Genomic DNA, 24,469 nt, shown 5'->3' on the forward strand with positions numbered 1-24,469 from the left:
TGTCCAAGCCAGGCACCATCAAGCCACACACCAAGTTCGAATCAGAAGTATACGTACTGTCTAAAGAAGAAGGTGGTCGTCACACCCCATTCTTCAAAGGCTACCGTCCACAGTTCTACTTCCGTACAACTGACGTGACCGGTACCATCGAACTGCCAGAAGGCGTAGAGATGGTAATGCCAGGCGACAACATCAAGATGGTTGTAACCCTGATTTGCCCAATCGCGATGGACGAAGGCCTGCGCTTCGCTATCCGTGAAGGCGGCCGCACTGTAGGTGCTGGTGTAGTAGCCAAGATCCACGCTTAATCGCGTAGACTTGAAAAAAGGCGACCCTCGGGTCGCCTTTTGCTTTTGTGGCGGCTGACTTTTCGCACGGCTTTTCGGCAAATTAGATGCGTTTTAGGCATCCTGGGCAGGGGACAGCCTGTGCATAAAAAGCTGGCAATTTGTGTGAAAGTCCGTATAATGCCCCGCTACTCATATCACGACATTTAATTGTCGATGAATTATGCAACCAGCTTGATTCTGCTCCGTGGCCATGTATAATAAGCCGCTCGCGAACTCAGGTTGGCGATTTAGTTGACCGGGCTTAGGCCACTGGTCACTACTACAGCGACCCCGATTGGGGGTCGAACGGTTAAATCATCTCGCTCTGTCTTTCCCAAAGGGAAATGGCTAGAGGGTGATTTTTTATGTGTTCATTTTAGGAGCTCTGGTCAATGCAGAACCAAAGAATCCGTATCCGCTTGAAAGGATTTGATCATCGTTTGATCGATCAGTCCACTGCGGAAATCGTTGAAACTGCTAAGCGCACTGGCGCTCAGGTTCGTGGTCCTATCCCACTGCCGACTCGCAAAGAGCGTTTCACCGTTTTGATCTCTCCGCACGTTAATAAAGATGCTCGTGACCAGTACGAACTGCGTACTCACAAGCGTCTGGTTGACATCGTTGAGCCAACTGAGAAAACCGTTGACGCACTGATGCGTCTGGATCTCGCTGCTGGCGTTGATGTCCAGATTAGCTTGGGTTAACAGAGATCCTTAGAAGAGGTTTGTAGAGATGGCTATCGGTCTTATTGGTCGTAAAGTGGGCATGACCCGCATCTTCACCGAAGATGGCGTGTCTATCCCTGTTACTGTAATTGAAGTAGAAGCCAACCGCGTAACCCAGGTTAAGACTCTGGAAAACGACGGTTACCGTGCACTTCAAGTTACAACTGGCACCAAAAAAGCCCATCGCGTAACCAAGCCAGAAGCTGGCCACTTTGCCAAGGCAGGCGTAGAAGCCGGCCGTGGTCTGTGGGAAGTGCGTCTGGCTGATGGTGAAGGCGAAGGCATTGAAGTTGGTGCTGAGCTGAATGTAGATATCTTCGCTGACGTACAGAAAGTTGACGTTACTGGTCAGTCAAAGGGTAAAGGTTTCCAGGGTGGCGTTAAGCGCTGGAACTTCCGTACTCAAGACATGACTCACGGTAACTCTCTGTCACACCGCGCTAACGGTTCTATCGGTCAGAACCAGACGCCAGGTCGTGTATTCAAGGGCAAGAAGATGTCAGGTCACATGGGCGCTGAGCGCGTTACCACTCAGAATCTGGACGTTGTACGTGTAGATGTTGAGCGTAACCTGCTGCTGGTTAAAGGTGCCGTTCCAGGCGCTACCAACGGCGACCTGATCATCAAGCCAGCTGTTAAAGCCTAAGGTCTGAGGAGATAGTAATGGAATTGGTATTGAAAGACGCCTCACGCGCTCTTGAAGTTTCCGAGACTACCTTCGGCCGTGACTTTAACGAAGCACTGGTTCATCAGGTAGTTGTAGCGTACGCTGCGAACGCGCGTCAGGGCACCCGTGCTCAGAAGACTCGCGCTGAAATCACTGGCACTGGCAAAAAGCCATGGCGCCAGAAAGGTACCGGTCGCGCTCGTGCCGGCGGTATCAAAGGCCCTCTGTGGCGTGGTGGTGGCGTAACATTCGCTGCTAAAACCCAAGATCACAGCCAAAAAGTTAACAAGAAGATGTACCGCGGCGCTCTGAAGAGCATTCTGTCCGAGCTGGTACGTCAAGACCGTCTGGTTGTAGTTGATCAGTTCGCCGTTGAAGCTCCTAAAACTAAAGAGCTGAAAGCCAAACTGAAAGCTATGGACCTGGAAGACGTTCTGATTGTGACTGCAGAAGTTGACGAGAACCTGTTCCTGGCTGCCCGCAACCTGTACAAGGTTGACGTGCGTGACGTAGCAGGCCTGGATCCAGTAAGCCTGATCGCGTTCAACAAGGTCCTGGTAACTGCTGATGCTGTGAAGCAAATCGAGGAGATGCTGGCATGATCCGCGAAGAGCGTTTACTGAAAGTTATCCTGGCTCCACACATCTCTGAAAAGAGCACCGTGGTTGCCGAGAAGACCAACACTGTAGTTTTCCGCGTAGCTATCGACGCCACCAAGGCTGAAGTTAAAGCTGCTGTTGAAAAACTGTTCGAAGTTGAAGTTGCTGGTGTGCGCACCCTGATCAACAAAGGCAAAACCAAGCGTCACGGTGCCCGTGTAGGCCGTCGTAGCGATTGGAAAAAGGCCTATGTGACTCTGGCTGCCGGTGCTGACATCGACTTCGTTGGCGCTGAAGCGTAAGGAGATTACTCATGGCAATTGTTAAGTGTAAGCCTACTTCTCCAGGTCGTCGTGGCGTTGTTAAGATCGTTAACAGCGATCTGCACAAAGGCAAGCCATTCGCTGGCCTGCTGGCCAAGAAGTCCAAGTCCGGTGGTCGTAACAACACCGGTCGTATCACTACCCGTCATATCGGTGGTGGTCACAAGCAGCACTACCGTCTGATCGATTTCAAACGTAATAAAGACGGTATCCCAGGTAAAGTTGAGCGTCTTGAGTACGATCCAAACCGTACTGCCAACATCGCCCTGGTTCTGTACGCCGACGGTGAGCGTCGTTACATCCTGGCTGCCAAAGGCATGCAGGCTGGTGACCGCGTTATCTCTGGCCCAGAAGCTGATATCAAGAGCGGTAACGCTATGGCTCTGCGCAACATCCCTGTGGGTTCTGTTGTTCACGCCGTTGAAATGCGTCCAGGTAAAGGTGCTCAGCTGGCTCGTTCAGCCGGTGCCTATGCTCAGGTAGTAGCTCGCGATGGCGAGTACGCTACTCTGCGTCTGCGTTCAGGTGAAATGCGTAAAGTTCCTGTGGACTGTCGCGCTACCCTGGGTGAAGTAGGCAATGCCGAGCACATGCTGCGTCAGCTGGGTAAAGCTGGTGCCAAGCGCTGGAGAGGCGTACGCCCAACCGTTCGTGGTGTTGCAATGAACCCGATCGACCACCCACACGGTGGTGGTGAAGGCCGTACTTCCGGTGGCCGTCACCCTGTTACTCCTTGGGGTGTTCCAACCAAGGGTTACAAGACTCGTAGCAACAAACGCACCGACAAGTACATTGTACGTCGTCGTAATAAGTAATTAAGAGGATTCGCCATGCCACGTTCTCTCAAGAAAGGTCCCTTTATCGACCTGCACTTGCTGAAGAAGGTAGAGAAAGCGGTGGAAGCGGGTGACAAAAAGCCTATCAAGACTTGGTCACGCCGTTCTATGATCATCCCACAAATGATTGGGTTGACCATCGCTGTCCATAATGGGCGTCAGCACGTACCTGTGTTCGTTACTGACGAAATGATTGGTCACAAACTTGGTGAATTCTCACCAACTCGCACTTATCGCGGCCACGCTGCTGATAAGAAAGCGAAGAAGCGCTAATACGGGAGGATAAGATGGAAGTTTTAGCTAAACATCGTTTTGCCCGTACGTCGCCTCAGAAGGCTCGCCTGGTTGCTGATCAGATCCGTGGTCTGCCTGTTGCTAAGGCCCTGGAGATCCTGACTTTCAGCCCGAAAAAGGCTGCCGTACTGGTTAAGAAAGTCGTTGATTCTGCTATCGCCAACGCCGAGCACAATGAAGGTGCTGATATCGACGATCTGAAAATCGCCAAGGTTTTCGTTGACGAAGGCCCAACCATGAAGCGCATCATGCCACGTGCCAAAGGCCGTGCTGATCGTATCATCAAGCGTACCAGCCACATCACTGTGGTTGTATCAGATCGCTAGGAGATAGAGAGCAATGGGACAGAAAGTACATCCTAATGGTATCCGTCTGGGTATCACCAAGCCTTGGATCTCTACCTGGTACGCCGATAAGTCAGATTATGCAAATAACCTGCACAGCGACTGGGAAGTGCGTAAGTTTCTGGAAAAGAAACTGGAAGCCGCATCAGTTTCCAAGATTGTGATTGAACGCCCAGCGAAGAGCATCCGCGTTACCATCCACACTGCCCGTCCAGGCGTTGTGATCGGTAAGAAGGGTGAAGATGTTGAAGTATTGCGCGCTGAAGTTGCCAAAATTTCTGGCACTCCTGCTCAAATTAACATCGCTGAGATCCGTAAGCCTGAGCTGGACGCCAAGCTGGTTGCCGATTCTATCGGTCAGCAGCTGGAGCGTCGCGTTATGTTCCGTCGCGCTATGAAGCGCGCTGTACAGAACGCCATGCGCATCGGTGCTCAAGGTATCAAAGTTGAAGTTAGTGGCCGTCTTGGCGGCGCTGAGATTGCGCGTACCGAGTGGTATCGTGAAGGCCGTGTGCCTCTGCACACCCTGCGTGCTGATATCGACTACGCTACTTCTGAGAGCCACACCACCTACGGTGTGATCGGCATTAAAGTTTGGGTCTTCAAAGGTGAAGTTCTGGACGGCATGCTGCCTCAGGTAGAAGAGCCGAAACAGCAGCAACCTAAGCGCAAGCCTCGTGGTAAATAGGAGAGCCGGCAATGCTGCAACCAAAACGTATGAAGTTCCGCAAGATGCACAAAGGCCGCAACCGCGGTCTGGCTGCAGGTACTGAAGTAAGTTTCGGTACTTTTGGTCTGAAAGCTGTCGGCCGTGGTCGCCTGACTGCCCGTCAGATCGAGTCTGCGCGTCGTGCAATGACACGTCATGTTAAACGTCAAGGTAAGATCTGGATCCGTATCTTCCCTGACAAGCCAATTACCGCTAAGCCTCTTGAAGTGCGTATGGGTAAAGGTAAAGGTAACGTTGAATACTGGGTATGCCAGATTCAGCCTGGTAAGGTTCTCTATGAGATGGACGGCGTGTCTGAGGAGCTGGCTCGTGAGGCCTTCGGCCTGGCCGCTGCCAAACTGCCTATCAAGACTACCTTCGTAACTAAGACGGTGATGTAATGAAAGCGAGCGAACTGAGAGAAAAAAGCGTTGAAGAACTGAACGCTGAATTACTTGGTCTGCTGCGTGAGCAGTTCAACCTGCGTATGCAACACGCCACTGGCCAGCTGGCTCAAACTCACCAGCTGAAGCAAGTGCGCCGTAACATTGCGCGTGTTAAGACCATTATTACTTCTAAGGCGGGTGCATAATGTCTGACAAAATCCGTACTTTGCAGGGTCGCGTGACCAGCAACAAGATGGACAAGTCCATTACTGTGGCTGTTGAGCGTCTGGTGAAACACCCAATCTATGGTAAGTTCATCAAGCGTACTACCAAGATCCACGCACACGACGAACTGAACCAGTGCAACGAAGGCGACGTAGTGACTATTCGCGAATGTCGTCCTCTGTCCAAGACCAAGTCCTGGACCCTGGTGGAAGTAGTTTCTAAGGCCTAATTTAGGCTGAAGAAGAAAAACGGCCCCTTTTTGGGGCCGTTTGTTTTTTTAGCACTGTTCATTCGAATTTTACAGTGTTATACTTGCGCGCCATTTTTGTCTGTTTTCGGACCAAAATGGTTAGTTAATGCCCCAATATTCGGGGTTTGTGAAGTAACGATAGCGGAGCACTTAAAATGATCCAAATGCAATCGACTCTCGACGTCGCATGTAACAGTGGCGCTCGCAGAGTTCAGTGTATTAAGGTCTTGGGTGGCTCTCATCGTCGTTATGCCGGTATCGGCGACATCATCAAGGTTTCTGTTAAAGAAGCCATTCCTCGCGCTAAAGCGAAGAAAGGTGATGTGTATAACGCGGTGGTAGTCCGTACTAAGAAAGGCGTACGTCGTCCAGACGGTTCTGTCATTCGCTTCGATCGGAATGCAGCTGTTCTTTTGAACAACAACCTGCAGCCGATTGGTACTCGTATCTTTGGACCTGTGACACGTGAACTGCGTAACGAGCAATTCATGAAGATTGTGTCGCTGGCACCAGAAGTACTGTAAGGAGCTTCAAAATGGCAGCAAAAATCCGTCGTGAAGACGAAGTAATTGTACTGACCGGTAAAGATAAAGGTAAGCGTGGCAAAGTGACTCGCGTACTGGTTACCGGCAAGGTAGTTGTTGAAGGCATCAATCTCGTTAAGAAGCACACCAAGCCGAACCCACAACTGGGTATCACTGGTGGCATCGTAGAGAAAGAAGCTGCGATTCAAGTATCAAATGTGGCGATCTTCAACCCTGCTACTGGCAAGGCGGATCGTGTAGGTTTCCGATTTGAAGACGGCAAAAAAGTGCGTTTCTTCAAATCGAACGGTGAACTCGTTAAGTAATTGGAGTAAACGATGGCGAAACTGCATGATAAATACAAAGAGACTGTTATCGCTGAACTGTCTAAAAAGTTCGGTTATACCAGTGTCATGCAAGTCCCTCGGATTGAGAAAATCACCCTGAACATGGGTGTTGGCGAAGCCGTTGCTGATAAGAAAATCATGGAAAATGCTGTCCGTGATATGACTGCAATCGCCGGCCAGAAGCCAGTGGTAACTGTTGCTCGCAAATCAGTTGCTGGTTTCAAAATCCGTGAAGGCTACCCTATTGGCTGCAAAGTAACCCTGCGCGGTGAGCGTATGTGGGAATTCTTTGAGCGTCTGGTGGATATCGCAATCCCACGTATCCGTGACTTCCGTGGTCTGAGCGCTAAGTCGTTCGACGGCCGTGGTAACTACGCGATGGGCGTGCGTGAGCAAATCATCTTCCCTGAGATCGACTATGACAAGATCGATCGCGTTCGCGGTATGGACATTGTGATCACCACATCCGCCAAGAACGATGAGGAAGGTCGTGCTCTTCTGGACGCTTTTAACTTCCCATTCAAGAAATAAGGGGTAGCGTAATGGCAAAACAATCTATGAAGGCACGCGAAGTTAAGCGTGCAGCACTCGTGGCCAAGTACGCTGAAAAGCGTGCTGCTCTGAAGGCTATCATCAGCAGCCCAGCTTCTACCGATGAAGCTCGTTGGGATGCCGTGATTGCTCTGCAAAGCTTGCCTCGTGATTCCAGCGCCGCTCGTCAGCGCAACCGCTGTAATCAAACTGGTCGCCCACATGGTGTTCTGCGCAAGTTCGGCCTGAGCCGTATCAAGCTGCGTGAAGCAACCATGCGTGGTGAAGTTCCTGGTCTGCGTAAGGCCAGCTGGTAAGCATTTGTCACGGAGTAAGCTAATATGAGCATGCAAGATCCTATTGCGGATATGCTGACCCGTATCCGTAACGGCCAAGCTGCTAACAAAGTATCTGTGAAGATGCCTTCCGCTAAACTGAAAGTAGCTATCGCTAAGCTGCTGAAGGACGAAGGTTACATCACTGATTTCGCTGTTGCTGCTGAAGGCAATAAAGCCGAACTGGAAGTTACTTTGAAGTATTTCCAGGGCCGTCCAGTCGTTGAGACTATCCAGCGCGTAAGCCGTCCTGGTCTTCGTATTTACAAAGGTAAAGACGAACTGCCAAAAGTGATGGGTGGCCTGGGTATCGCAATCGTTTCCACTTCTAAAGGCCTGATGACTGATCGTGCCGCCCGCCTCGCTGGCATGGGTGGTGAGGTTATCTGCTACGTAGCATAAGGAGCTAGGAATGTCTCGTGTAGCAAAAGCACCTGTATCTATTCCGGCTGGCGTAGAGGTGACCTTAAATGGTCAGGAAGTCACCGTTAAAGGCGGTAAAGGTACTCTGACTCGCGTAATCAACGCAGCCGTTCAGGTTGCTGTTGAGAATGGCGTTATCAAGTTTGCCCCAGTTGAAGGCGTTGTTAACGCTTGGGCTCAAGCTGGTACCGCTCGCGCCCTTATCAACAACATGGTTGTAGGTGTATCTCAAGGTTTTGAGAAGAAGCTTCAGCTGGTTGGTGTAGGTTATCGTGCCAAGTTGGCCGGTAGCGACATCGATCTGTCTCTCGGTTTCTCTCACCCTCTGGTACACAAACTGCCTGCCGGTGTTACTGCGGAATGCCCAAGCCAAACCGAAATTGTTCTGCGTTCAATCGACAAAGAACTGGTTGGTCAAGTGGCAGCTGAGATCCGTGGCTATCGTCCACCAGAGCCTTACAAGGGCAAAGGTGTTCGCTACGCTAACGAAGATGTCCGCCGTAAAGAGGCTAAGAAGAAGTAAGGTAACGCGATATGGATAAGAAATCATCTCGCTTGCGCCGCGCCACTCGCGCCCGCAAGAAGATCCAAGAGCTGGGCGTGAACCGTTTGGTCGTACATCGTACACCACGTCACATCTACGCTCAGGTGATCAATCCTGAATCTCAGGTTGTTGCAGCCGCTTCTACTGTTGAGAAATCAATCAAAGAAGCGCTGAAGTATACCGGTAACGTGGATGCCGCCAAGGCCGTGGGTAAAGCCATCGCCGAGCGCGCAGTCGAGAAGGGCGTAACTGTAGTTGCGTTCGATCGTTCTGGCTTCAAGTATCACGGTCGCGTAGCTGCTCTGGCAGACGCTGCTCGTGAAGCTGGCCTCCAGTTCTAAGGGGTTTACAAATGGCTAAAGTTGAAGCTCAACAGCAGCAAAAAGACGATCTGCAAGAGAAACTGATTGCAGTAAATCGTGTTTCTAAAGTTGTTAAGGGCGGCCGTATTTTCAGCTTCACTGCACTGACTGTAGTGGGCGATGGTAACGGTCGTGTAGGTTACGGTTACGGCAAGGCCCGTGAAGTTCCTGCAGCTATCCAGAAAGCGATGGAAAAAGCCCGTCGCAACATGGTTAGCGTAGAACTGAACGCTGGCACTCTGCACCACCCAGTTAAGGGTCGCCACACTGGTTCGCGTGTTTACATGCAGCCTGCGTCCCAGGGTACCGGTATTATTGCCGGTGGTGCGATGCGCGCCGTATTGGAAGTAGCAGGCGTTCACAACGTTCTGTCTAAAGCCTACGGTTCCACCAACCCTATCAACATCGTTCGCGCGACTGTTGATGCTCTGAAACACATGAAGTCACCAGCGCAGGTAGCTGCGAAGCGTGGCCTGAGTGTTGAAGAAATTCGGGGGTAATGCATCATGGCTAATACTATCAAAGTAACCCAGACCAAAAGTGCCATTGGCCGTCTGCCAAAGCACAAGGCCACTCTGACTGGCCTGGGTCTGCGTCGCATTGGTCACACTGTAGAACTGGAAGATACTCCAGCTATCCGCGGTATGATCAATAAGGTCTACTACATGGTTAAGGTGGAGGACTGATAATGCGTCTGAATACACTTTCTCCTGCCGTAGGCGCGAAGTCTGCTCCGAAGCGTGTAGGCCGTGGTATCGGTTCTGGCTTGGGTAAGACCGCTGGTCGCGGTCACAAGGGTCAAAAATCTCGTAGCGGTGGCGGTGTACGCCCAGGCTTCGAGGGTGGTCAAATGCCACTGAAGATCCGTCTGCCTAAGTTCGGCTTTACCTCGCGTGTATCTATGGTAACTGCTGAAGTTCGTCTCGGCGAACTGGCAAAAGTTAACGGTGATGTTATCGACCTGAACGCACTGAAAGATGCGAACGTAGTAACTCGCAACATCCAGTTTGCGAAAGTCGTTCTTTCAGGTACCATTGAGCGCCCTGTGACTGTGAAAGGTCTGCGGGTTACCAAAGGTGCACGCGCAGCTATTGAAGCTGCCGGCGGAAAGATCGAGGAATAATACGTCGATGGCAAAACCAGGACTTGATTTAAAAAGCGCGAAGGGCGGTCTGTCTGAACTGAAAGCCCGCATCCTGTTCGTGATTGGTGCAATAATCGTGTTTCGTGCCGGTTCATTCGTACCAATTCCTGGTATTGACGCAGCTGTATTAGCAGAGCTGTTTGCTCAACAGAAGGGGACCATCCTGGGCATGTTTAACATGTTCTCGGGTGGTGCCCTTGAGCGTGCCTCAATATTTGCACTGGGGATCATGCCGTACATTTCGGCCTCGATCATCATGCAGTTGTTGACTGTCGTGCACCCCGCACTCGCCGAACTGAAAAAGGAAGGTGAGTCTGGTCGTCGCAAGATCAGTCAATATACGCGTTGGGGTACCCTGGTGTTGGGTACATTCCAGTCGGTCGGTATCGCAACCGGTCTGCCTAACCTGGTTCCGGGTTTGGTGGTGAATCCAGGTTTTGGATTCTATTTCGTTGCGGTTGTCAGCTTGGTCACCGGAACTATGTTCCTGATGTGGCTGGGTGAACAAATTACCGAGCGTGGCATTGGTAACGGTATTTCGATCCTGATTTTCGCAGGTATCGTCGCCGGCTTGCCATCCGCTATCGGCCAAACGGCCGAGCAGGCGCGTCAAGGTGATTTGAACGTATTGGTATTGTTGTTGATTGGCGTGATCGTTTTCGCCGTCACCTATTTCGTGGTATTTGTGGAGCGTGGCCAACGTCGTATCGTTGTGAACTACGCCAAGCGTCAGCAAGGTAACAAAATCTTCGCTGCCCAATCCACTCACTTGCCGCTGAAGGTGAACATGGCGGGCGTAATCCCTCCAATCTTTGCGTCCAGCATCATTCTGTTCCCTGGAACCCTGGCTCAGTGGTTCGGTCAGAATGAGTCCCTGTCTTGGCTGAGCGACATTTCGCTTGCCGTTAGCCCGGGCCAGCCGCTGTACTCACTGCTTTATGCAGCAGCAATCATCTTCTTCTGCTTCTTCTATACCGCGCTGGTGTTTAACCCACGCGAGACAGCAGACAACCTGAAGAAGAGTGGTGCGTTCATTCCCGGGATCCGTCCTGGCGAACAGACCTCGCGTTACATTGATAAAGTGATGACCCGACTGACTCTGGCAGGCGCGTTATACATTACCTTTATCTGTTTGATTCCGGAGTTCATGCTCATCGCCTGGAAAGTACAGTTCTATTTTGGCGGTACTTCCCTGTTGATTATGGTGGTAGTGATCATGGACTTCATGGCTCAGGTTCAGACCCATATGATGTCGCATCAGTATGAGTCTGTAATGAAGAAAGCTAACCTTATCAACAAAGCGAATCTCGATCGCTTTGGCCGATAAGTTAGTTTACGGAGTTGTGAAATGAAAGTTCGAGCTTCCGTGAAGAAGATCTGCCGTAACTGCAAGATCATCAAGCGTAGCGGCGTTGTACGCGTTATCTGTGTTGAACCAAAACACAAACAGCGTCAAGGCTAAAAAACACTGGCCAGTCCCTGGTTACAGGGCTGGCCAAAAAATGTTTGCAAAACTGTCACCTGTCGAGTATCCTTTCGGGCTTTTCACAGGTGGCCTTTAACTTAAGGAGTGCATAGTGGCCCGTATAGCTGGCATTAACATTCCTGATCATAAGCATGCAGTCATCGCGTTGACTGCTATCTACGGCATTGGTCGTACCCGCGCTAAAGCAATTTGCGCTGCTACCACCATCGCTGAAGATGCCAAGATCAAGGAATTGAGCGAAGCTCAAATTGACATCCTGCGCGAAGAAGTTGCCAAATACACTGTAGAAGGTGACTTGCGTCGTGAGGTTTCCATGAACATCAAGCGTCTGATGGACCTTGGTTGTTACCGTGGCCTCCGTCATCGCCGCAGCCTGCCCGTTCATGGGCAACGTACTAAGACCAATGCGCGTACTCGCAAAGGTCCACGTAAACCCATTAAGAAATAACGGGAAGGTGATAAATGGCTAAAGTACCATCACGTTCTCCGCGTAAGCGCGTACGTAAGCAGGTTGCCGATGGCATGGCTCACATCCATGCATCTTTCAACAACACAATCGTGACTATCACCGATCGTCAAGGTAATGCTCTGTCTTGGGCAACTGCCGGTGGTTCAGGCTTCCGTGGTTCACGTAAGTCTACTCCGTTCGCAGCCCAGGTAGCAGCTGAGCGCGCAGGTGTTGCCGCTCAGGACTACGGTCTGAAGAACCTTGAAGTATTTGTGAAGGGTCCAGGTCCAGGTCGTGAATCAGCCATTCGTGCGCTGAACGCTGTTGGTTATAAAATCACCAACATCACTGACGTGACTCCGATCCCACACAACGGTTGTCGCCCTCCTAAAAAGCGTCGCGTGTAACGCCGTTAGTTAGGATAGTTGGAGAAAGAACATGGCAAGATACTTGGGTCCCAAGCTCAAGCTCAGCCGCCGGGAAGGTACTGACCTCTTCCTGAAAAGCGGTGTGAGAGCAATTGATTCGAAGTGTAAGCTGGAAACCGCTCCAGGCCAGCACGGTGCGCGCAAGCCACGTCTGTCTGAATACGGTCTGCAGCTGCGCGAGAAGCAGAAAGTTCGTCGTATTTACGGTGTGCTGGAAAAGCAATTCCGTAACTACTATAAGGAAGCTGCACGTCTGAAAGGCAACACCGGTGAAAACCTGTTGCAACTTTTGGAAACCCGTCTGGATAACGTAGTTTATCGCATGGGCTTTGGCTCAACTCGTGCCGAAGCACGTCAGCTGGTTAGCCATAAGTCTATTATGGTAAACGGTCGTGTTGTTAACATCCCTTCATTCAAAGTGTCTGCGAATGATGTAGTAAGCATCCGTGAAAAGTCACGCACTCAAACCCGTATCAAAGCGGCTTTGGAAGTGGCTGCCCAGCGTGAAAAGCCTACTTGGGTTGAAGTAGACGCCGCTAAGATGGAAGGTGCTTTCAAGCGTCTGCCAGAGCGTAGCGATTTGTCTGCGGATATTAACGAACAGCTGATCGTCGAGCTTTACTCTAAGTAAGGCTAACAAACAAGAGAGGACACAATGCAGGGTTCTGTTACAGAATTTCTTAAACCGCGTCTCGTGGACATCGAGCAGGTTAGCCCAACTCGTGCCAAGGTTACTCTGGAGCCGCTTGAGCGTGGCTTTGGTCATACCCTCGGTAACGCGTTGCGTCGCATCCTTCTGTCGTCCATGCCTGGCTGCGCGGTCACCGAAGTTGAAATCGACGGTGTACTGCACGAATACAGCAGCAAGGAAGGCGTTCAGGAAGACATCCTCGAGATCCTGTTGAACCTGAAAGGTTTGGCTGTGATCATCGAGGGCAAAGACGAGGCTATGCTCACTCTGAGCAAGTCCGGCGCAGGCCCTGTTACTGCAGCAGACATCACCCACGATGGTGATGTTACTATCGCCAACCCTGATCATGTTATCTGTCATCTGACCGGTAATCATGAGATCAGCATGCGTATCCGCGTTGAGCGTGGTCGTGGTTATGTGCCGGCTTCTGCCCGTGCCCAGAACGAAGACGACGATCGCCCAATCGGCCGTTTGCTGGTTGACGCTTCTTTCTCTCCGGTTGCCCGCATCGCCTACAACGTAGAAGCGGCCCGTGTTGAGCAGCGTACTGACCTGGACAAGCTGGTAATCGATATGACCACTAACGGTACTATCGACCCAGAAGAGGCTATCCGTCGCTCTGCGACCATCCTGGCTGAACAGCTGGATGCGTTTGTAGAACTGCGTGACGTGTCTGTTCCAGAGCAGAAGGAAGAGAAGCCAGAGTTTGATCCGATCCTGCTGCGTCCTGTCGACGATTTAGAGCTTACTGTACGTTCAGCCAACTGCTTGAAGGCTGAAGCGATTCATTACATCGGTGATCTGGTTCAACGCACAGAAGTTGAGCTGCTCAAGACTCCTAACCTGGGTAAGAAATCTCTTACCGAGATCAAGGACGTTCTGGCATCTCGTGGTCTGTCGTTGGGTATGCGTCTGGAAAACTGGCCTCCAGCCAGCTTGGCAGACGACCTGTAATACCGGATTGGTACAGAGATAGTTTATAAGGATTAGGTCATGCGCCATCGTAAGAGTGGTCGTCAACTTAACCGCAACAGCAGCCACCGTCAGGCTATGTTCCGCAACATGGCTTCTTCACTGGTACGTCACGAGATCATCAAGACTACCGTTGTGAAGGCGAAAGAACTGCGTCGCGTAGTTGAGCCCCTGATTACACTCGCTAAGAGTGACAGCGTTGCAAACCGTCGTCTGGCGTTTGCTCGCACCCGCGATCAAGAAGTCGTTGGTAAACTGTTCAACGAGCTGGGTCCACGCTACCAGGAACGTCCTGGTGGTTACACCCGTATCCTCAAGTGCGGTCTGCGTGCCGGTGATAAAGCCCCTATGGCTTACATCGAGCTGGTTGGTCGCCCTGAAGGTGCTCAAGCGGTTGAAGTAGAAGCTGCCGAGTAATCGACACTTCAAAGAGACCGGGCCTTAGTGCCCGGTTTTTTTATGTCTGCTTTTTATGTTTTCATTGATAGTGTGCCGAACCATTCAGGCTAATATTGTACACTGCGTCAATATCGGGTCTCATTCCGGCTGTCTTTCTCTCGGCTTCTGCGCCTCGTTTCCAAATCCTCATGGTCTCTGCACTAAAGCAGCTCTCTTGTTTACATGCGCTCCCGTTCACATGTGCTCTGCTTCGCGAGATGACGTCACTTTTGTATGGCTTAGCGCTATCTGCTCTTATCGCGTTAACCATTCTTGCTCCTTGGTTTACTACGACAGGCAGCCGTTTGTTGTGATTGCTTAGGCTAAGCACTCATCCTGTTCATCGAAATCCGTTTACGGCAAGGGGGGCTTTGAACGCGGGCTTTGCGCGCCGGCAACGCTTTCGCAAGCTTTTCACCCAGCGTGATAAGGGTTCATCTAGGGCAACGCCCGTTGAAGCAACTTTGCGTCTTGGTGGTTGCTGGTTTGAGGAAAGCCGGATATTACGACATCTGCGATGGGGACATGGCCGCTGCCAACGCTAACGTCGCTTTAAGCCCTTTTCTTCAATGCGAAGATACACTGCAGCAATCATTGCTTTACGTGTGTCAGAGCGCGGCTGAGGCGCCGAAGGCGTCGCGTTTGGCGTGGGATGGGAAATCGCTGTGGCGGCAGACTAAATTGATTTGGAGTGAACCGTTAAGTGGGGCTGATGGAGTTTTCAGGCTGAGCGCCGCAGACGTCGGCTTCTGTTTTAGGCGCTTAACTAGCTCGCGAAACTCTCTCGATGTGAAATGCCATAAAAAACAAAGCCTCCATGGTGGAGGCTTTGCTGAATTGAAGCTAATTGGATAAGGCGTAATTAGCGTGAGCCGCCTTTCTGCTCTTCGGAGTATTGCAGCTTTTCATGGTTCTTACCCATGGCCTCGGCGACTTCCGGCGGCATGTAGTTCTCGTCGTGCTTGGCGAGTACTTCGCTGGCTTCCAGTTTGCCATCGGCGGTCAAAACGCCCTGAGCCACAATGCCCTGGCCTTCGCGGAACAGATCCGGCAGCAGATCGTCATAGGTAACAATCACAGAGCCGCCGCCGGCATCGTGCACGGCAAATTCAACGTGCAGGCTGTTAGGGTCACGTACCATAGAGCCTTCAGTCACCATGCCGCCTACGCGAATGCGCTGACCCACCTCAGGTTTTACCCCGGTATCGGCCTTACCCCGGGTAATTTCGGTTGGGGTATAAAACAGGTTCAGGTTGGTGTTCAGTGCATACAGCAGCAGCGAGGCCACAGCGGCAACTCCGCCAATCAAACCAACAGCTAATGCGAGGCGCTTTTTACGTCTTGGGTTCATGATTTGTTGCTCCGGCTTTCTTTCAGGCGCTCTTCCCGAGCAATCTTCTTAGCGATTTCCGTGAGCACCTTACCTTGCTGGCGCATGCTAAGAACGATGAGGGTGGCAAGGCTGGCAAAGCTCACGCCGTAGGCCAGCCATACATAGAAGGCGTAACCTCCCATGTTGATAAAATCGGCAAAAGAATCGAACTGCATTATTTCGCTCCCCGGGCCAGTGCCATTTCACGCACCCAGGGGCGCATGGCGTTACGGGCCAGAATTTCTGCTTTAAAACGAACCAGGGTCAAGGCGCCAATCATCAAACCAAAACCGAAGATATTGATGAGCAGCGGGTACAGCATGTCGGTCGACATGGTGGACTTTTCAGTGATGCGAATGGTCGATGGCTGGTGCAGTGAGCTCCACCATTCAACCGAATACTTGATGATAGGGATGTTAATCACACCCACAATTGCCAGGATCCCAGCGGCGCGGGCTGCCAGTACCTTGTCTTCGAAGGAGGCGTACAGCGCAATCACACCCAGATACAGGAACAGCAGCACCAGCTCAGAGGTCAGGCGTGCATCCCACACCCACCAGGTGCCCCACATGGGCTTACCCCAGCTTGCGCCGGTAAAGAGGGCGATAAAAGTGACGACGGCACCGATAGGTGCAATCGCAGCTGCGGTCCAGTCGGCGGCTTTAATCTGCCATACCAGGCCGATAAAGGCGGCGGTAGCCATGCCCATGTAGGCTGCCATCGACATGGAGGCGGCCGGTACGTGGATAAAGATGATGCGATAGCTGTCGCCCTGCTGATAGTCGGTCGGCGCAAATGCCAGCCCCCAGACGGTACCGGTGGCGATAAATGCGATGGCCAGAAAGGTAAACCATGGCAGCAGTTTGTCAGATAATTGGTAAGCACGCTCAGGGTCGGCGTAGGGATGTAACCACTTCCACATATCAGTTAGTACTCACTCTTAATGATGCGCCAACGGCAAATGGCGCCAATGTTAAAGACCCAACCAGCATGGCCCCTATTATAGCGAGCTGGCCGTCGTAGGGTAAATTCATTCCCGCGGCGTCGATGGCGCTGGTCGCGAAGATCAGCACCGGTATATAGAGCGGCAGGATAAGCAAACTGAGCAGCACCCCGCCTTTGCGAAGCCCGACTGTTAACGCTACACCAATCGCGCCAAGCAGGCTCAATACCGGAGTGCCGAGCGCCAGTGTGCTCATCAGCGCGCCGTAGCTGTTTTCTTCAAGATGCAGCAGCACCGCAAGCAGAGGCGACACCAAAATCAGCGGCACGCCGGTAAGGATCCAGTGTGCCAGCACCTTGGCCAGTACGGTCAGATACAATGGCTGAGGGCTCAGCAGCATCTGCTCCAGCGAGCCATCGACAAAGTCCGCCTTGAACAGGCGCTCAAGCGATAACATGGATGCCAGCAAGGCCGCAACCCAGATGATGCCGGGGGCAATGCGTGTCAGCACCTGCGGCTCAGGGCCAATCCCCAGCGGGAACAGTGTCACTACCATCACAAAAAACAGCAGCGGGTTAAAGATGTCACCGCGGTGGCGGACTGCGATTTTCAGATCCCGCTTCAACACGGTGGCGAATGCCTGAGTGTAACTTATGCCTCTTTTCATTCGTGCCAACCTTATATGAAGCGATATTCGAGCTTAAGCTTACGCAGCCGCTCGTCTTTGATGAGCCCCATGTCCTGGTGTGTGGTCAGGATCACGCAGCCGCCGCTGGCCGCGTGCTCAAGGAACAATTGCTCCAATTCAGCAACGCCGCGCTTGTCGATGGCGGTAAAGGGTTCATCCAGGATCCAGATTTTGCAGTTGGTGTGCCACAGGCGCGCCAGTGCGGTGCGACGGTGCTGCCCGGCAGACAAATGGCCCGCCAGCGCCTCTTCAAATCCCTTCAGGTTGACTTTGGCGAGGATTTCGCCGCTGTTGAACTGATCATAGCCACTTAACCTTAAATTGAAGTTAAGGTTCTCTTCGGCGGTCAGCTCGCTCTTAACGCCAGCCAAGTGGCCGAGATATAAGAGGTTTTCGTTAAACTCATCGCGGCAGCGGGTGATGTCTTCACCCTGATAAAACACCGCGCCGGCATAGGGACGGGAAAGGCCGGCAAGGATACGCAACAGGCTGGTTTTTCCGGCACCGTTGGGGCCTTCAATCTGAATGATTTCGCCTTCGTTGACGCTGAAACTCAGTTCATCGAAGAGGATCCGTTCTTCACGGATGCAGGTCAGCTTGTCAGCGGATACCAGTGTGTTGGCTGTTGTTGTCAAATGTGTCACCAAGACCTCTTATCCAGCAGTGGAACTGTGCCGATACTAGCATACTTCAGACTGCGGTTTTACTTATGAAGACGATTAAGTATCAGCAATTTGATGCACTTCCAATTAGTGCAATCATGCCGGAACTTTTTTAAGTTTTGCTAATATATTGCCCAAAGTGTGGCCTAAATCTCATCTCATCAAACGGGCTGGGAGTTCTCTCACAAAAAGATGTGTTCTTTTGAAGTTTGTAGTAATCTTAAGCTCGCTAAAACTAGTCTGCCTACGAGGGCAGCGTTGAGCATGTAAGTATTTGCATTAGGAACATCGAACATGAAAAAACTGTTAGCAATGACTGCAGTAGCTGCTCTGACTATGGCTGCCAGCGTATCTGCCCAAGAAGGCGAAGCTATCTATAACAAAGCTTGCCAGGTTTGCCACTCTATGGGTGTAGCCGGTGCCCCTAAGGCTCACGACGCTGCCCAGTGGGAACCACGTCTGGCCAAAGGTATGGATGCACTGCTCGCCAGCGTTAAAGGCGGTCTGAACGCCATGCCACCAGGTGGTATGTGTACTGACTGTACCGACGAAGATTACAAGAAAGCCATCGAGTTCATGTCTAAGTAATTCGATACTTTCAAAAAAACCGGCCAATGGCCGGTTTTTTTATGCCTGTAGTTTAGGGGTTGAAGCCTGTTGTGTACTCTGGCCTCATACATACCCGCCATTCGATTAGTTTGTCTGATCTGTGCCGTGCTGCCGCTTGGTTGCGGCCATAAAAAATGCCGGCATTTGGCCGGCATTTCGCTGCTTTAACACTATGGATTACTGCACCAGGGTATCCAGCACCAGATTCACAGACTCGCCGCCAACAGTGACTGCCGCGAGTGAGCCTTTGATATCGCCGCTCTGGGGTTTGACGCTGCCGTGCTTGGACAGCACCGCAATCACTTCCACCTGCTTGGCATCGCTCAGTTTGGCATCGCCGCCCATGTTACTGGTGTCATCCAGCGTGATGGTGGCAGGCAGTGCCTTGGCGCTGACCTTGGTTGCGGCCAGTGGCACTTTTGGTCCTTCGGTGGCGCGGGCAAAGATAAACAGCATATCGGTATCTTTTACCTGTGCAGCGAGCTCGGCCGAAATAGACACCTGCACAGTAACAGTCGGCGCGGTTGCTGCCGCCTTACCCTGATGTACGCTGTCAGTTGGCATTTGACCGGTTTCGGCGGCCATCTTCATCTTGGCACTTTCAACGGCGTTGATAAGCGCGGTGCGGTCGATGTCGTTACGGTCGGTGGCGAGAATGGTCTGCCAGGCATCGATGGCTTTTTGATACTCGGCGCCGAAGAAGGCGTCCATACCAACCAGGAGCAGGGTGGATGGATCTTTTGGATCCAGTGTCAGCGATTGGTCGATGATGGCCTGAATTTCAGGGGACATCTGCTGGTTATTTTTGTAGTACAGCGCGGTGGCTTTCGGGCCAAGTAGCTCGGCGTGGGTACCAACCAGGGCTATGACTTTGTCAAAGGCGTTAACGGCTTCATCGAAACGGTTGGCAGAAATATAGGCGTGGCCGAGGTTAAACCAGGCCTGGCTGTTTTCTGGCTCAGCCTGTACTGCCATTTCCATCATCTGCACCCGCTGCGACATGATTTGTTCGGCAGTCATGCCTTCATGGGGATTGGCGGCGCGCGGTGGGTTGGCGACGTTTTCGTACTGGCCCAGATGCTGATACATGTAGCCTGAAAAACCGAGCAGGCTGACTGACATCAGTACCGGCCACAGCAGGCCTTTTGGCTTGATGGTGTTGACCAGCGACTCGTCGCTGCCTTGTTTTATGTCCTGCAGCAGGCTGATTTCGAGTTCTTTTTTGAGCGCTTCGAATTCTTGGCTGTCGAGCAGGCCTTCGGCGAGCTCTTTTTCGAACACGGCAAGACGCTCATTGAACAGTTCGAGGTTGGTTTGCTTGCGCACGCCGGCCTCTTCGGTTCTCAGCAGACGCTGCTGACGGAAGTGAGGAACCCAGATCAGCATGAGGCCGATCAGCACAACAATTGCAATCAAAATCCAGAATGTTGTCATTATCTATTTTTACCTTGGTTGCCGGAATTGGCGCTACCGCCGGGTTTGCGGGTCAGATTATACGAAAAGCATATTCATTGAACAGTAATATAAGCTTAAGCGCGGATACCAAATACGAGAGTTGGGTACTGCTTCACAGAAAGCTGATTGAAGTGCAACCAATTACAAAAAATGACATCAGAATGTGGCGCTTGACTCGAATTTACCGGCTAACTTGGTTGCGGTATTCAAGAATGAGACTGGCGACCCATATTTGCGCGAAAGTGGCAGACAGGAACTATAGCAAATACTAAAATGGCGCAAATTCGTAAAAACTAATGTGTGATTCATGTTGTGCGTCGATAGTAGTCTGCGCTGTCGACTTTGACTGATAAGACTGAGGAGTACCCATGATCCCGGAGCTTGGACACTTTGCGCTGATAACAGGCCTGGCATTCGCCATGCTGCTCAGCTTGGTGCCATTGGTTGGGGTGGCACGCAAGGATCAGTACCTTGTGCGTTACGCCTGGCCGTTGGCATACGGCATGTTCCTATTTATTACCCTGTCTGTTATTACCCTCGGCTACAGCTTTGCGGTGGATGACTTCTCTGTCGCCTATGTGGCGCACCACTCCAACTCTCAGCTGCCGAGCTTCTTTAAAATCGCAGCGGTGTGGGGCGGACACGAAGGCTCACTGCTGTTCTGGGTGTTCTCTTTGTCGGTGTGGGCAGCCGCGGTTGCCAAATTCAGTAAAGGCCTTGAAGAAGTCTTTACCGCCCGGGTACTGGCGGTACTGGGCATGATCACTGTCGGCTTTACCCTGTTTATGTTGCTGACCTCCAGCCCGTTTGAGCGTCTGTTCCCGATGCCAATGGAAGGCCGCGACCTTAACCCAATGCTGCAGGACGTGGGTCTGATTTTCCACCCGCCGATGCTGTACCTGGGCTATGTGGGTTTCTCAGTCAGCTTCGCCTTTGCAATTGCAGCATTGCTCAGTGGTCGTCTTGACTCTGCCTGGGCGCGCTGGAGCCGTCCATGGACCTTGGCTGCCTGGGTATTCCTGACCGGCGGTATTGCGCTGGGTTCCTGGTGGGCTTATTACGAGCTTGGCTGGGGCGGCTGGTGGTTCTGGGATCCGGTGGAAAACGCCTCCTTTATGCCATGGCTGATTGGTACTGCGCTGGTGCACTCGCTGATTGTGACCGAGAAGCGCGGCACCTTCCGTAACTGGACTGTACTGCTGTCTATCTTCGCCTTCTCCTTAAGCTTGCTCGGCACCTTTATTGTGCGTTCCGGCGTGCTGACCTCGGTGCACTCGTTTGCTGCCGACCCAAGCCGCGGTATGTTCATCCTGTTGCTGCTGGGCCTCGCGATTGGTGGCTCGCTCACGCTGTTTGCCTTCCGCGCCAGTGAAATGGCCAGTCCGGCCAAGTTTGAGCTTTGGTCTAAAGAAACCATGCTGCTGGTGTGCAACCTGATGCTCACCGTTGCCTGTGGTACCGTGCTGCTGGGTACCCTGTATCCGCTGCTGATTGATGCGCTCGGTATGGGCAAGATTTCGGTTGGCCCACCATACTTCAACGCCGTGTTTGTGCCGATTATCCTGGTGATGTTTGTGTTCATGGGTATTGGTCCTATCATCCGCTGGAAAAAGGCCAAGGCCGGTGAAGTGAAGCGTCAGCTGCTCGTTCCTGCCATTGTGTCTGCCGTGGTGGGTATTGCCGCGCCTTTCATCGCCGGTGGTGAGTTCAATATCTGGGTAGCGCTCGGTATTGGTACTGCCACCTGGATTACCCTTGCCAGCCTGCGTGCCGGTTACAACATAGTCAAAACTAACGAAGGCCTGAGCCTGGCGCGCCTTGGTCGCAGCCAGCTTGGGATGATCATCGCGCACCTGGGTATTGCGGTGTCTGTGGTTGGCGGCACCATGGTGTCCAACTACTCCATCGAGAAGAGTGTGCGTATGGGCCCCGGTGTCAGCCACGAGCTTGCCGGTTACACCTTCAAGTTTGTTGAAACCAAAAACGTGGTAGGTCCAAACTACACCGCCCAGCAAGGGCAAATTGAAGTGTACAAGGGCGACAAGCAGATTTCGCTGCTGCAGCCGGATCGCCGTCAGTACAACGTGCGCACCATGGACATGACCGAAGCCGGTATCGACTGGGGTGTGTTCCGTGACCTGTACGTGACCATGGGCGACCCTATCAGCGCCACCGAATATGCTGTGCGTCTTAACTACAAGCCCTTTGTTCGTTGGTTGTGGTTCGGCGGTATCTTTATGATGGTTGGCGGTTTCTTTGCCGCATCTGACAAGCGCTATCGTGTGAAGGCTGCGGCAACTGCAGCAGACAAGGACGACGGCAAGGCTAAATTGGCCACCGCCTGAGATTTGGAGAAAAGATGAAGAAGCTGGTCTTATTCATTCCGCTGGCGCTGTTTCTGGGGATGGGGGTGTTCCTGTACAAGGGGCTGTTCCTCAACCCGCAGAAACTGGAGTCGGCGCTGGAAGGCAAGCCTGTGCCTGCCTTCCAGCTCGAAAAGCTGGAGACCCCGGGTGAGATGCTCACCCAGGAAAACCTGAAAGGTCAGGTAGCCCTGCTGAACGTATGGGCCACCTGGTGCCCCTCGTGCAAGTACGAGCATCCGTTTCTGATGATGCTGGCGCGCCAGAAGCTGGTACCTATTTATGGTATCAACTACCGCGATGAGCGCGCCGAAGCCATCCGTGAGCTGCGCCACGAAGGCGACCCTTATGCCCTCAATATCTTCGATAAAGATGGTCGTCTGGGTCTGGACCTTGGTGTGTATGGCGCGCCGGAAACCTTCCTTATCGATCATAAAGGGATTATCCGTTTCCGTTATGCCGGGCCTATTGATCAGCAGGTATGGACCGAAACTCTGTACCCGATGGTGAAACAGCTGCAGCAAGAGGCGAGCGGTGATGCCACTGCTCAGGGTACAGTGCAAACGAGCGGAGCTGCATCATGAGAATAGTTACCTTATTGCTGACCGCCGCCCTGATGCTGCTCAGCACCATGGCGCTGGCAACTCCGGTTGATACGTACGAGTTCAAGTCACCCGAGAATCAAAAGCGCGCGCTGTCGCTTGCCCATGAGCTGCGTTGTCCCCAGTGCCAGAACCAGAACCTGATTGACTCCAACTCACCGGTTGCCCGCGACCTGCGTCTTGAAGTCTACAAGATGGTGGATGAAGGCAAATCCGATAGCGAAATTGTGGAGTTCATGACCACCCGCTACGGTGATTTCGTGCTCTACAAGCCAAGAATGGAAGGTCGTACCTATATTCTGTGGCTTGGCCCGGTGATCCTGCTGCTGATTGGTATCAGTGCCGGCATGCTGTTTATCCGTAAGCAGCGCAGCCAAGGTGCCGCAGCAGTTGACCTGACGCCAGAGCAACAAGCCGAACTCGACGCGCTGCTCAAGGGCAGCAAACCCGATGTCAAACACGACAAGGGTCAGAACTAATGAAGCGCCTTGTTTGCGCACTGATGCTGGCGGCCTCCTGGGCCGCCAGCGCTTATCCGGGGATGCAACAGCAGCAGGTTATGCCCGCATCCAGTGTCGAACTTATCCGCCAGTTACCCGAGCCTTACCCAATAGAGCTGGTGGCCTTTACCGATGCCAACGGCAAGAGCGCCGACTTCAGTCAGTTTCGCGGTAAAGTAGTCATGGTCAACATGTGGGCTACCTGGTGCCCGCCCTGTGTACGTGAGATCCCGGCGCTCGAGCGCCTTAAAGCAAAACTGAGTCCCGATGACTTTGCTTTTTTGCCGATCTCTATTGATGCCGGCGGCAAGGCCGAAGTCGATGCCTTTCTGAAAGCACAAAACATGGCGGAATTCGGCTCCTTCTTCGATGCGCCGCAAAACTTAAGGCAAGTGTTTCCACTCGATACTATCCCGGCCACCTTTATCCTAAATAGAGAAGGGCAGCTGGTGGCCTTTGTCAGAAGCTATGTTGATTGGGACGACCCCAAAGCAGAAGCCTTGCTGCAAGGGTTAATTGCCGCACCGGTATCATCTGCAGCAGTCAAAACCGCCAAATAGCCCGGCTTAAGCTATCTGGATCCCGAAAAGATCGCATTTTGTCTAAAAGATCGACATGCGATCTTTTTCTTTTAAAAAGGCCTTGCACTCTTCGTCAGGCTCCCTATAATGCGCATCCGTTGTCAGGGAGAAATGCTTACGCAAAAGCCTGATAACAAAGCTCAAGTGAACTGAAAGAGCTCTGGTTGGTGAGTAAATCAACAGTCAGAAAAATCTTAAAGAAAAGCACTTGACGCGAAAGCAGGAAAGCGTAGAATACGCAGCCCTGACCCGGTGAGCCAAGCGCGACCGGATGTTCTTTAAAAATCAGATAAGACAAGCAAATCTGTGTGGATACTCGCAGGTTGATGAAGTC

At 52.2% G+C, this 24,469-nt stretch carries 41 protein-coding genes; 34 read left to right on the forward strand and 7 right to left on the reverse strand.

What is annotated here, in order from left to right; translation table 11 throughout:
• The 29 genes from KJI95_RS18965 to rplQ form a co-directional block, all read left to right on the forward strand.
• Positions 1-308 (forward strand): EF-Tu C-terminal domain-related protein (locus KJI95_RS18965; RefSeq protein ID WP_490156926.1); only part of this gene is annotated, 308 nt, incomplete at its 5' end.
• Positions 309-721: 413 nt separating this feature from the next.
• The gene (gene rpsJ, locus KJI95_RS18970) at positions 722-1,033 is read left to right on the forward strand and encodes a 30S ribosomal protein S10 (protein WP_011758333.1); all 312 of its coding nucleotides are present in this window, start codon (positions 722-724) and stop codon (positions 1,031-1,033) included.
• Between the two features lie 28 nt (positions 1,034-1,061).
• Entirely contained in the window at positions 1,062-1,700 is a 639-nt protein-coding gene (gene rplC / locus KJI95_RS18975) for a 50S ribosomal protein L3 (protein WP_214508779.1), read from the forward strand.
• A gap of 17 nt (positions 1,701-1,717) precedes the next feature.
• Positions 1,718-2,323, forward strand: a complete 606-nt coding sequence (gene rplD / locus KJI95_RS18980; protein WP_214508780.1) for a 50S ribosomal protein L4 — start codon at positions 1,718-1,720, stop codon at positions 2,321-2,323.
• Positions 2,320-2,622, forward strand: coding sequence for a 50S ribosomal protein L23 (gene rplW, locus KJI95_RS18985; RefSeq protein WP_214508781.1), 303 nt, complete (start codon positions 2,320-2,322; stop codon positions 2,620-2,622). Before rplD ends, rplW begins: the two co-directional genes overlap by 4 nt.
• 11 nt (positions 2,623-2,633) lie before the next feature.
• Complete coding sequence (gene rplB, locus KJI95_RS18990) at positions 2,634-3,458, forward strand: 50S ribosomal protein L2 (protein WP_214508782.1); 825 nt, start codon at positions 2,634-2,636, stop codon at positions 3,456-3,458.
• 15 nt (positions 3,459-3,473) lie between these two features.
• Positions 3,474-3,752, forward strand: coding sequence for a 30S ribosomal protein S19 (gene rpsS, locus KJI95_RS18995; RefSeq protein ID WP_011758338.1), 279 nt, complete (start codon positions 3,474-3,476; stop codon positions 3,750-3,752).
• A 14-nt stretch (positions 3,753-3,766) separates the two neighbouring features.
• Positions 3,767-4,099: a 50S ribosomal protein L22 gene (gene rplV, locus KJI95_RS19000; protein WP_011758339.1), complete on the forward strand. Its 333-nt coding sequence runs from the start codon at positions 3,767-3,769 to the stop codon at positions 4,097-4,099.
• Positions 4,100-4,112: 13 nt separating this feature from the next.
• Entirely contained in the window at positions 4,113-4,805 is a 693-nt protein-coding gene (gene rpsC / locus KJI95_RS19005; protein ID WP_214508783.1) for a 30S ribosomal protein S3, read from the forward strand.
• 11 nt (positions 4,806-4,816) lie between these two features.
• The gene (gene rplP, locus KJI95_RS19010; RefSeq protein WP_214508784.1) at positions 4,817-5,227 is read left to right on the forward strand and encodes a 50S ribosomal protein L16; all 411 of its coding nucleotides are present in this window, start codon (positions 4,817-4,819) and stop codon (positions 5,225-5,227) included.
• Positions 5,227-5,418 (forward strand): 50S ribosomal protein L29, encoded by a 192-nt coding sequence (rpmC, locus tag KJI95_RS19015; protein WP_011758342.1) that lies wholly within the window; start codon positions 5,227-5,229, stop codon positions 5,416-5,418. The genes rplP and rpmC overlap by 1 nt, the downstream gene beginning before the upstream one ends.
• A complete protein-coding gene (gene rpsQ, locus KJI95_RS19020; RefSeq protein ID WP_214508785.1) occupies positions 5,418-5,666 on the forward strand; it encodes a 30S ribosomal protein S17 in 249 nt (82 codons plus the stop codon). The genes rpmC and rpsQ overlap by 1 nt, the downstream gene beginning before the upstream one ends.
• Before the next feature lie 176 nt (positions 5,667-5,842).
• A complete protein-coding gene (gene rplN, locus KJI95_RS19025) occupies positions 5,843-6,211 on the forward strand; it encodes a 50S ribosomal protein L14 (protein ID WP_006083590.1) in 369 nt (122 codons plus the stop codon).
• Between the two features lie 11 nt (positions 6,212-6,222).
• Positions 6,223-6,537 carry a 50S ribosomal protein L24 gene (gene rplX / locus KJI95_RS19030; RefSeq protein ID WP_011758345.1) on the forward strand — a complete coding sequence of 105 codons (315 nt, stop codon included), beginning with the start codon at positions 6,223-6,225 and terminating at the stop codon, positions 6,535-6,537.
• Between the two features lie 12 nt (positions 6,538-6,549).
• Positions 6,550-7,089, forward strand: coding sequence for a 50S ribosomal protein L5 (rplE, locus tag KJI95_RS19035; RefSeq protein ID WP_214508786.1), 540 nt, complete (start codon positions 6,550-6,552; stop codon positions 7,087-7,089).
• Between the two features lie 11 nt (positions 7,090-7,100).
• A complete protein-coding gene (rpsN, locus tag KJI95_RS19040) occupies positions 7,101-7,406 on the forward strand; it encodes a 30S ribosomal protein S14 (protein ID WP_214508787.1) in 306 nt (101 codons plus the stop codon).
• A gap of 24 nt (positions 7,407-7,430) precedes the next feature.
• Positions 7,431-7,826: a 30S ribosomal protein S8 gene (gene rpsH, locus KJI95_RS19045; RefSeq protein WP_214508788.1), complete on the forward strand. Its 396-nt coding sequence runs from the start codon at positions 7,431-7,433 to the stop codon at positions 7,824-7,826.
• 10 nt (positions 7,827-7,836) lie between these two features.
• Positions 7,837-8,370: a 50S ribosomal protein L6 gene (rplF, locus tag KJI95_RS19050; RefSeq protein WP_214508789.1), complete on the forward strand. Its 534-nt coding sequence runs from the start codon at positions 7,837-7,839 to the stop codon at positions 8,368-8,370.
• A gap of 11 nt (positions 8,371-8,381) precedes the next feature.
• A complete protein-coding gene (gene rplR, locus KJI95_RS19055; protein WP_214508790.1) occupies positions 8,382-8,732 on the forward strand; it encodes a 50S ribosomal protein L18 in 351 nt (116 codons plus the stop codon).
• Between the two features lie 11 nt (positions 8,733-8,743).
• Positions 8,744-9,253 carry a 30S ribosomal protein S5 gene (rpsE, locus tag KJI95_RS19060; protein ID WP_214508791.1) on the forward strand — a complete coding sequence of 170 codons (510 nt, stop codon included), beginning with the start codon at positions 8,744-8,746 and terminating at the stop codon, positions 9,251-9,253.
• Positions 9,254-9,259: 6 nt separating this feature from the next.
• Positions 9,260-9,439: a 50S ribosomal protein L30 gene (gene rpmD / locus KJI95_RS19065; protein WP_214508792.1), complete on the forward strand. Its 180-nt coding sequence runs from the start codon at positions 9,260-9,262 to the stop codon at positions 9,437-9,439.
• 2 nt (positions 9,440-9,441) lie between these two features.
• Positions 9,442-9,876, forward strand: a complete 435-nt coding sequence (gene rplO, locus KJI95_RS19070) for a 50S ribosomal protein L15 (protein ID WP_214508793.1) — start codon at positions 9,442-9,444, stop codon at positions 9,874-9,876.
• Between the two features lie 7 nt (positions 9,877-9,883).
• Positions 9,884-11,224, forward strand: a complete 1,341-nt coding sequence (gene secY, locus KJI95_RS19075) for a preprotein translocase subunit SecY (RefSeq protein ID WP_214508794.1) — start codon at positions 9,884-9,886, stop codon at positions 11,222-11,224.
• A 21-nt stretch (positions 11,225-11,245) separates the two neighbouring features.
• Positions 11,246-11,359: a 50S ribosomal protein L36 gene (rpmJ, locus tag KJI95_RS19080; RefSeq protein WP_011758355.1), complete on the forward strand. Its 114-nt coding sequence runs from the start codon at positions 11,246-11,248 to the stop codon at positions 11,357-11,359.
• A gap of 115 nt (positions 11,360-11,474) precedes the next feature.
• Complete coding sequence (rpsM, locus tag KJI95_RS19085) at positions 11,475-11,831, forward strand: 30S ribosomal protein S13 (RefSeq protein ID WP_214508795.1); 357 nt, start codon at positions 11,475-11,477, stop codon at positions 11,829-11,831.
• Positions 11,832-11,845: 14 nt separating this feature from the next.
• Positions 11,846-12,238, forward strand: a complete 393-nt coding sequence (gene rpsK, locus KJI95_RS19090) for a 30S ribosomal protein S11 (RefSeq protein WP_011758357.1) — start codon at positions 11,846-11,848, stop codon at positions 12,236-12,238.
• 31 nt (positions 12,239-12,269) lie between these two features.
• The gene (gene rpsD / locus KJI95_RS19095; RefSeq protein ID WP_214508796.1) at positions 12,270-12,890 is read left to right on the forward strand and encodes a 30S ribosomal protein S4; all 621 of its coding nucleotides are present in this window, start codon (positions 12,270-12,272) and stop codon (positions 12,888-12,890) included.
• A gap of 24 nt (positions 12,891-12,914) precedes the next feature.
• The gene (locus tag KJI95_RS19100) at positions 12,915-13,904 is read left to right on the forward strand and encodes a DNA-directed RNA polymerase subunit alpha (RefSeq protein ID WP_214508797.1); all 990 of its coding nucleotides are present in this window, start codon (positions 12,915-12,917) and stop codon (positions 13,902-13,904) included.
• Positions 13,905-13,943: 39 nt separating this feature from the next.
• A complete protein-coding gene (gene rplQ, locus KJI95_RS19105; RefSeq protein ID WP_214508798.1) occupies positions 13,944-14,339 on the forward strand; it encodes a 50S ribosomal protein L17 in 396 nt (131 codons plus the stop codon).
• An 883-nt stretch (positions 14,340-15,222) separates the two neighbouring features.
• Here the strand turns inward: rplQ and ccmE are convergent.
• The 5 genes from ccmE to ccmA are packed head-to-tail and all read right to left on the reverse strand — an operon-like array spanning position 15,223 to position 18,007.
• Positions 15,223-15,711: a cytochrome c maturation protein CcmE gene (gene ccmE / locus KJI95_RS19110; protein WP_214508799.1), complete on the reverse strand. Its 489-nt coding sequence runs from the start codon at positions 15,709-15,711 to the stop codon at positions 15,223-15,225.
• Positions 15,708-15,908, reverse strand: coding sequence for a heme exporter protein CcmD (ccmD, locus tag KJI95_RS19115; RefSeq protein WP_214508800.1), 201 nt, complete (start codon positions 15,906-15,908; stop codon positions 15,708-15,710). The genes ccmE and ccmD overlap by 4 nt, the downstream gene beginning before the upstream one ends.
• Positions 15,908-16,654 carry a heme ABC transporter permease gene (locus KJI95_RS19120; protein ID WP_214508801.1) on the reverse strand — a complete coding sequence of 249 codons (747 nt, stop codon included), beginning with the start codon at positions 16,652-16,654 and terminating at the stop codon, positions 15,908-15,910. The genes ccmD and KJI95_RS19120 overlap by 1 nt, the downstream gene beginning before the upstream one ends.
• 1 nt (position 16,655) lies before the next feature.
• Positions 16,656-17,342: a heme exporter protein CcmB gene (gene ccmB / locus KJI95_RS19125; protein ID WP_214508802.1), complete on the reverse strand. Its 687-nt coding sequence runs from the start codon at positions 17,340-17,342 to the stop codon at positions 16,656-16,658.
• Positions 17,343-17,353: 11 nt separating this feature from the next.
• On the reverse strand, positions 17,354-18,007 hold the full coding sequence (gene ccmA, locus KJI95_RS19130) for a cytochrome c biogenesis heme-transporting ATPase CcmA (protein ID WP_214508803.1): 654 nt from the start codon (positions 18,005-18,007) through the stop codon (positions 17,354-17,356).
• A gap of 312 nt (positions 18,008-18,319) precedes the next feature.
• On the opposite strand from ccmA, the gene KJI95_RS19135 reads away from it, so the two are divergent.
• Positions 18,320-18,613, forward strand: coding sequence for a c-type cytochrome (locus tag KJI95_RS19135; protein WP_214508804.1), 294 nt, complete (start codon positions 18,320-18,322; stop codon positions 18,611-18,613).
• A gap of 198 nt (positions 18,614-18,811) precedes the next feature.
• Here the strand turns inward: KJI95_RS19135 and ccmI are convergent, their stop codons facing one another.
• Positions 18,812-20,068: a c-type cytochrome biogenesis protein CcmI gene (gene ccmI / locus KJI95_RS19140; protein ID WP_214508805.1), complete on the reverse strand. Its 1,257-nt coding sequence runs from the start codon at positions 20,066-20,068 to the stop codon at positions 18,812-18,814.
• A 389-nt stretch (positions 20,069-20,457) separates the two neighbouring features.
• On the opposite strand from ccmI, the gene KJI95_RS19145 reads away from it, so the two are divergent.
• From KJI95_RS19145 to KJI95_RS19160, 4 genes are read left to right on the forward strand one after another with little or no spacing between them, the layout of a single operon-like run.
• A complete protein-coding gene (locus tag KJI95_RS19145; RefSeq protein ID WP_214508806.1) occupies positions 20,458-22,434 on the forward strand; it encodes a heme lyase CcmF/NrfE family subunit in 1,977 nt (658 codons plus the stop codon).
• A gap of 14 nt (positions 22,435-22,448) precedes the next feature.
• On the forward strand, positions 22,449-23,036 hold the full coding sequence (locus tag KJI95_RS19150) for a DsbE family thiol:disulfide interchange protein (RefSeq protein ID WP_214508807.1): 588 nt from the start codon (positions 22,449-22,451) through the stop codon (positions 23,034-23,036).
• Positions 23,033-23,533, forward strand: a complete 501-nt coding sequence (gene nrfF, locus KJI95_RS19155; RefSeq protein ID WP_214508808.1) for a heme lyase NrfEFG subunit NrfF — start codon at positions 23,033-23,035, stop codon at positions 23,531-23,533. Before KJI95_RS19150 ends, nrfF begins: the two co-directional genes overlap by 4 nt.
• On the forward strand, positions 23,533-24,114 hold the full coding sequence (locus tag KJI95_RS19160; RefSeq protein ID WP_214508809.1) for a TlpA disulfide reductase family protein: 582 nt from the start codon (positions 23,533-23,535) through the stop codon (positions 24,112-24,114). The genes nrfF and KJI95_RS19160 overlap by 1 nt, the downstream gene beginning before the upstream one ends.
• A gap of 136 nt (positions 24,115-24,250) precedes the next feature.
• Here the strand turns inward: KJI95_RS19160 and KJI95_RS19165 are convergent.
• Positions 24,251-24,469: hypothetical protein (locus KJI95_RS19165; RefSeq protein ID WP_214508810.1), on the reverse strand; the 219-nt coding region annotated here is incomplete at its 5' end.

The organism is Shewanella jiangmenensis (assembly GCF_018596335.1).
Lineage (GTDB): Bacteria > Pseudomonadota > Gammaproteobacteria > Enterobacterales > Shewanellaceae > Shewanella > Shewanella jiangmenensis.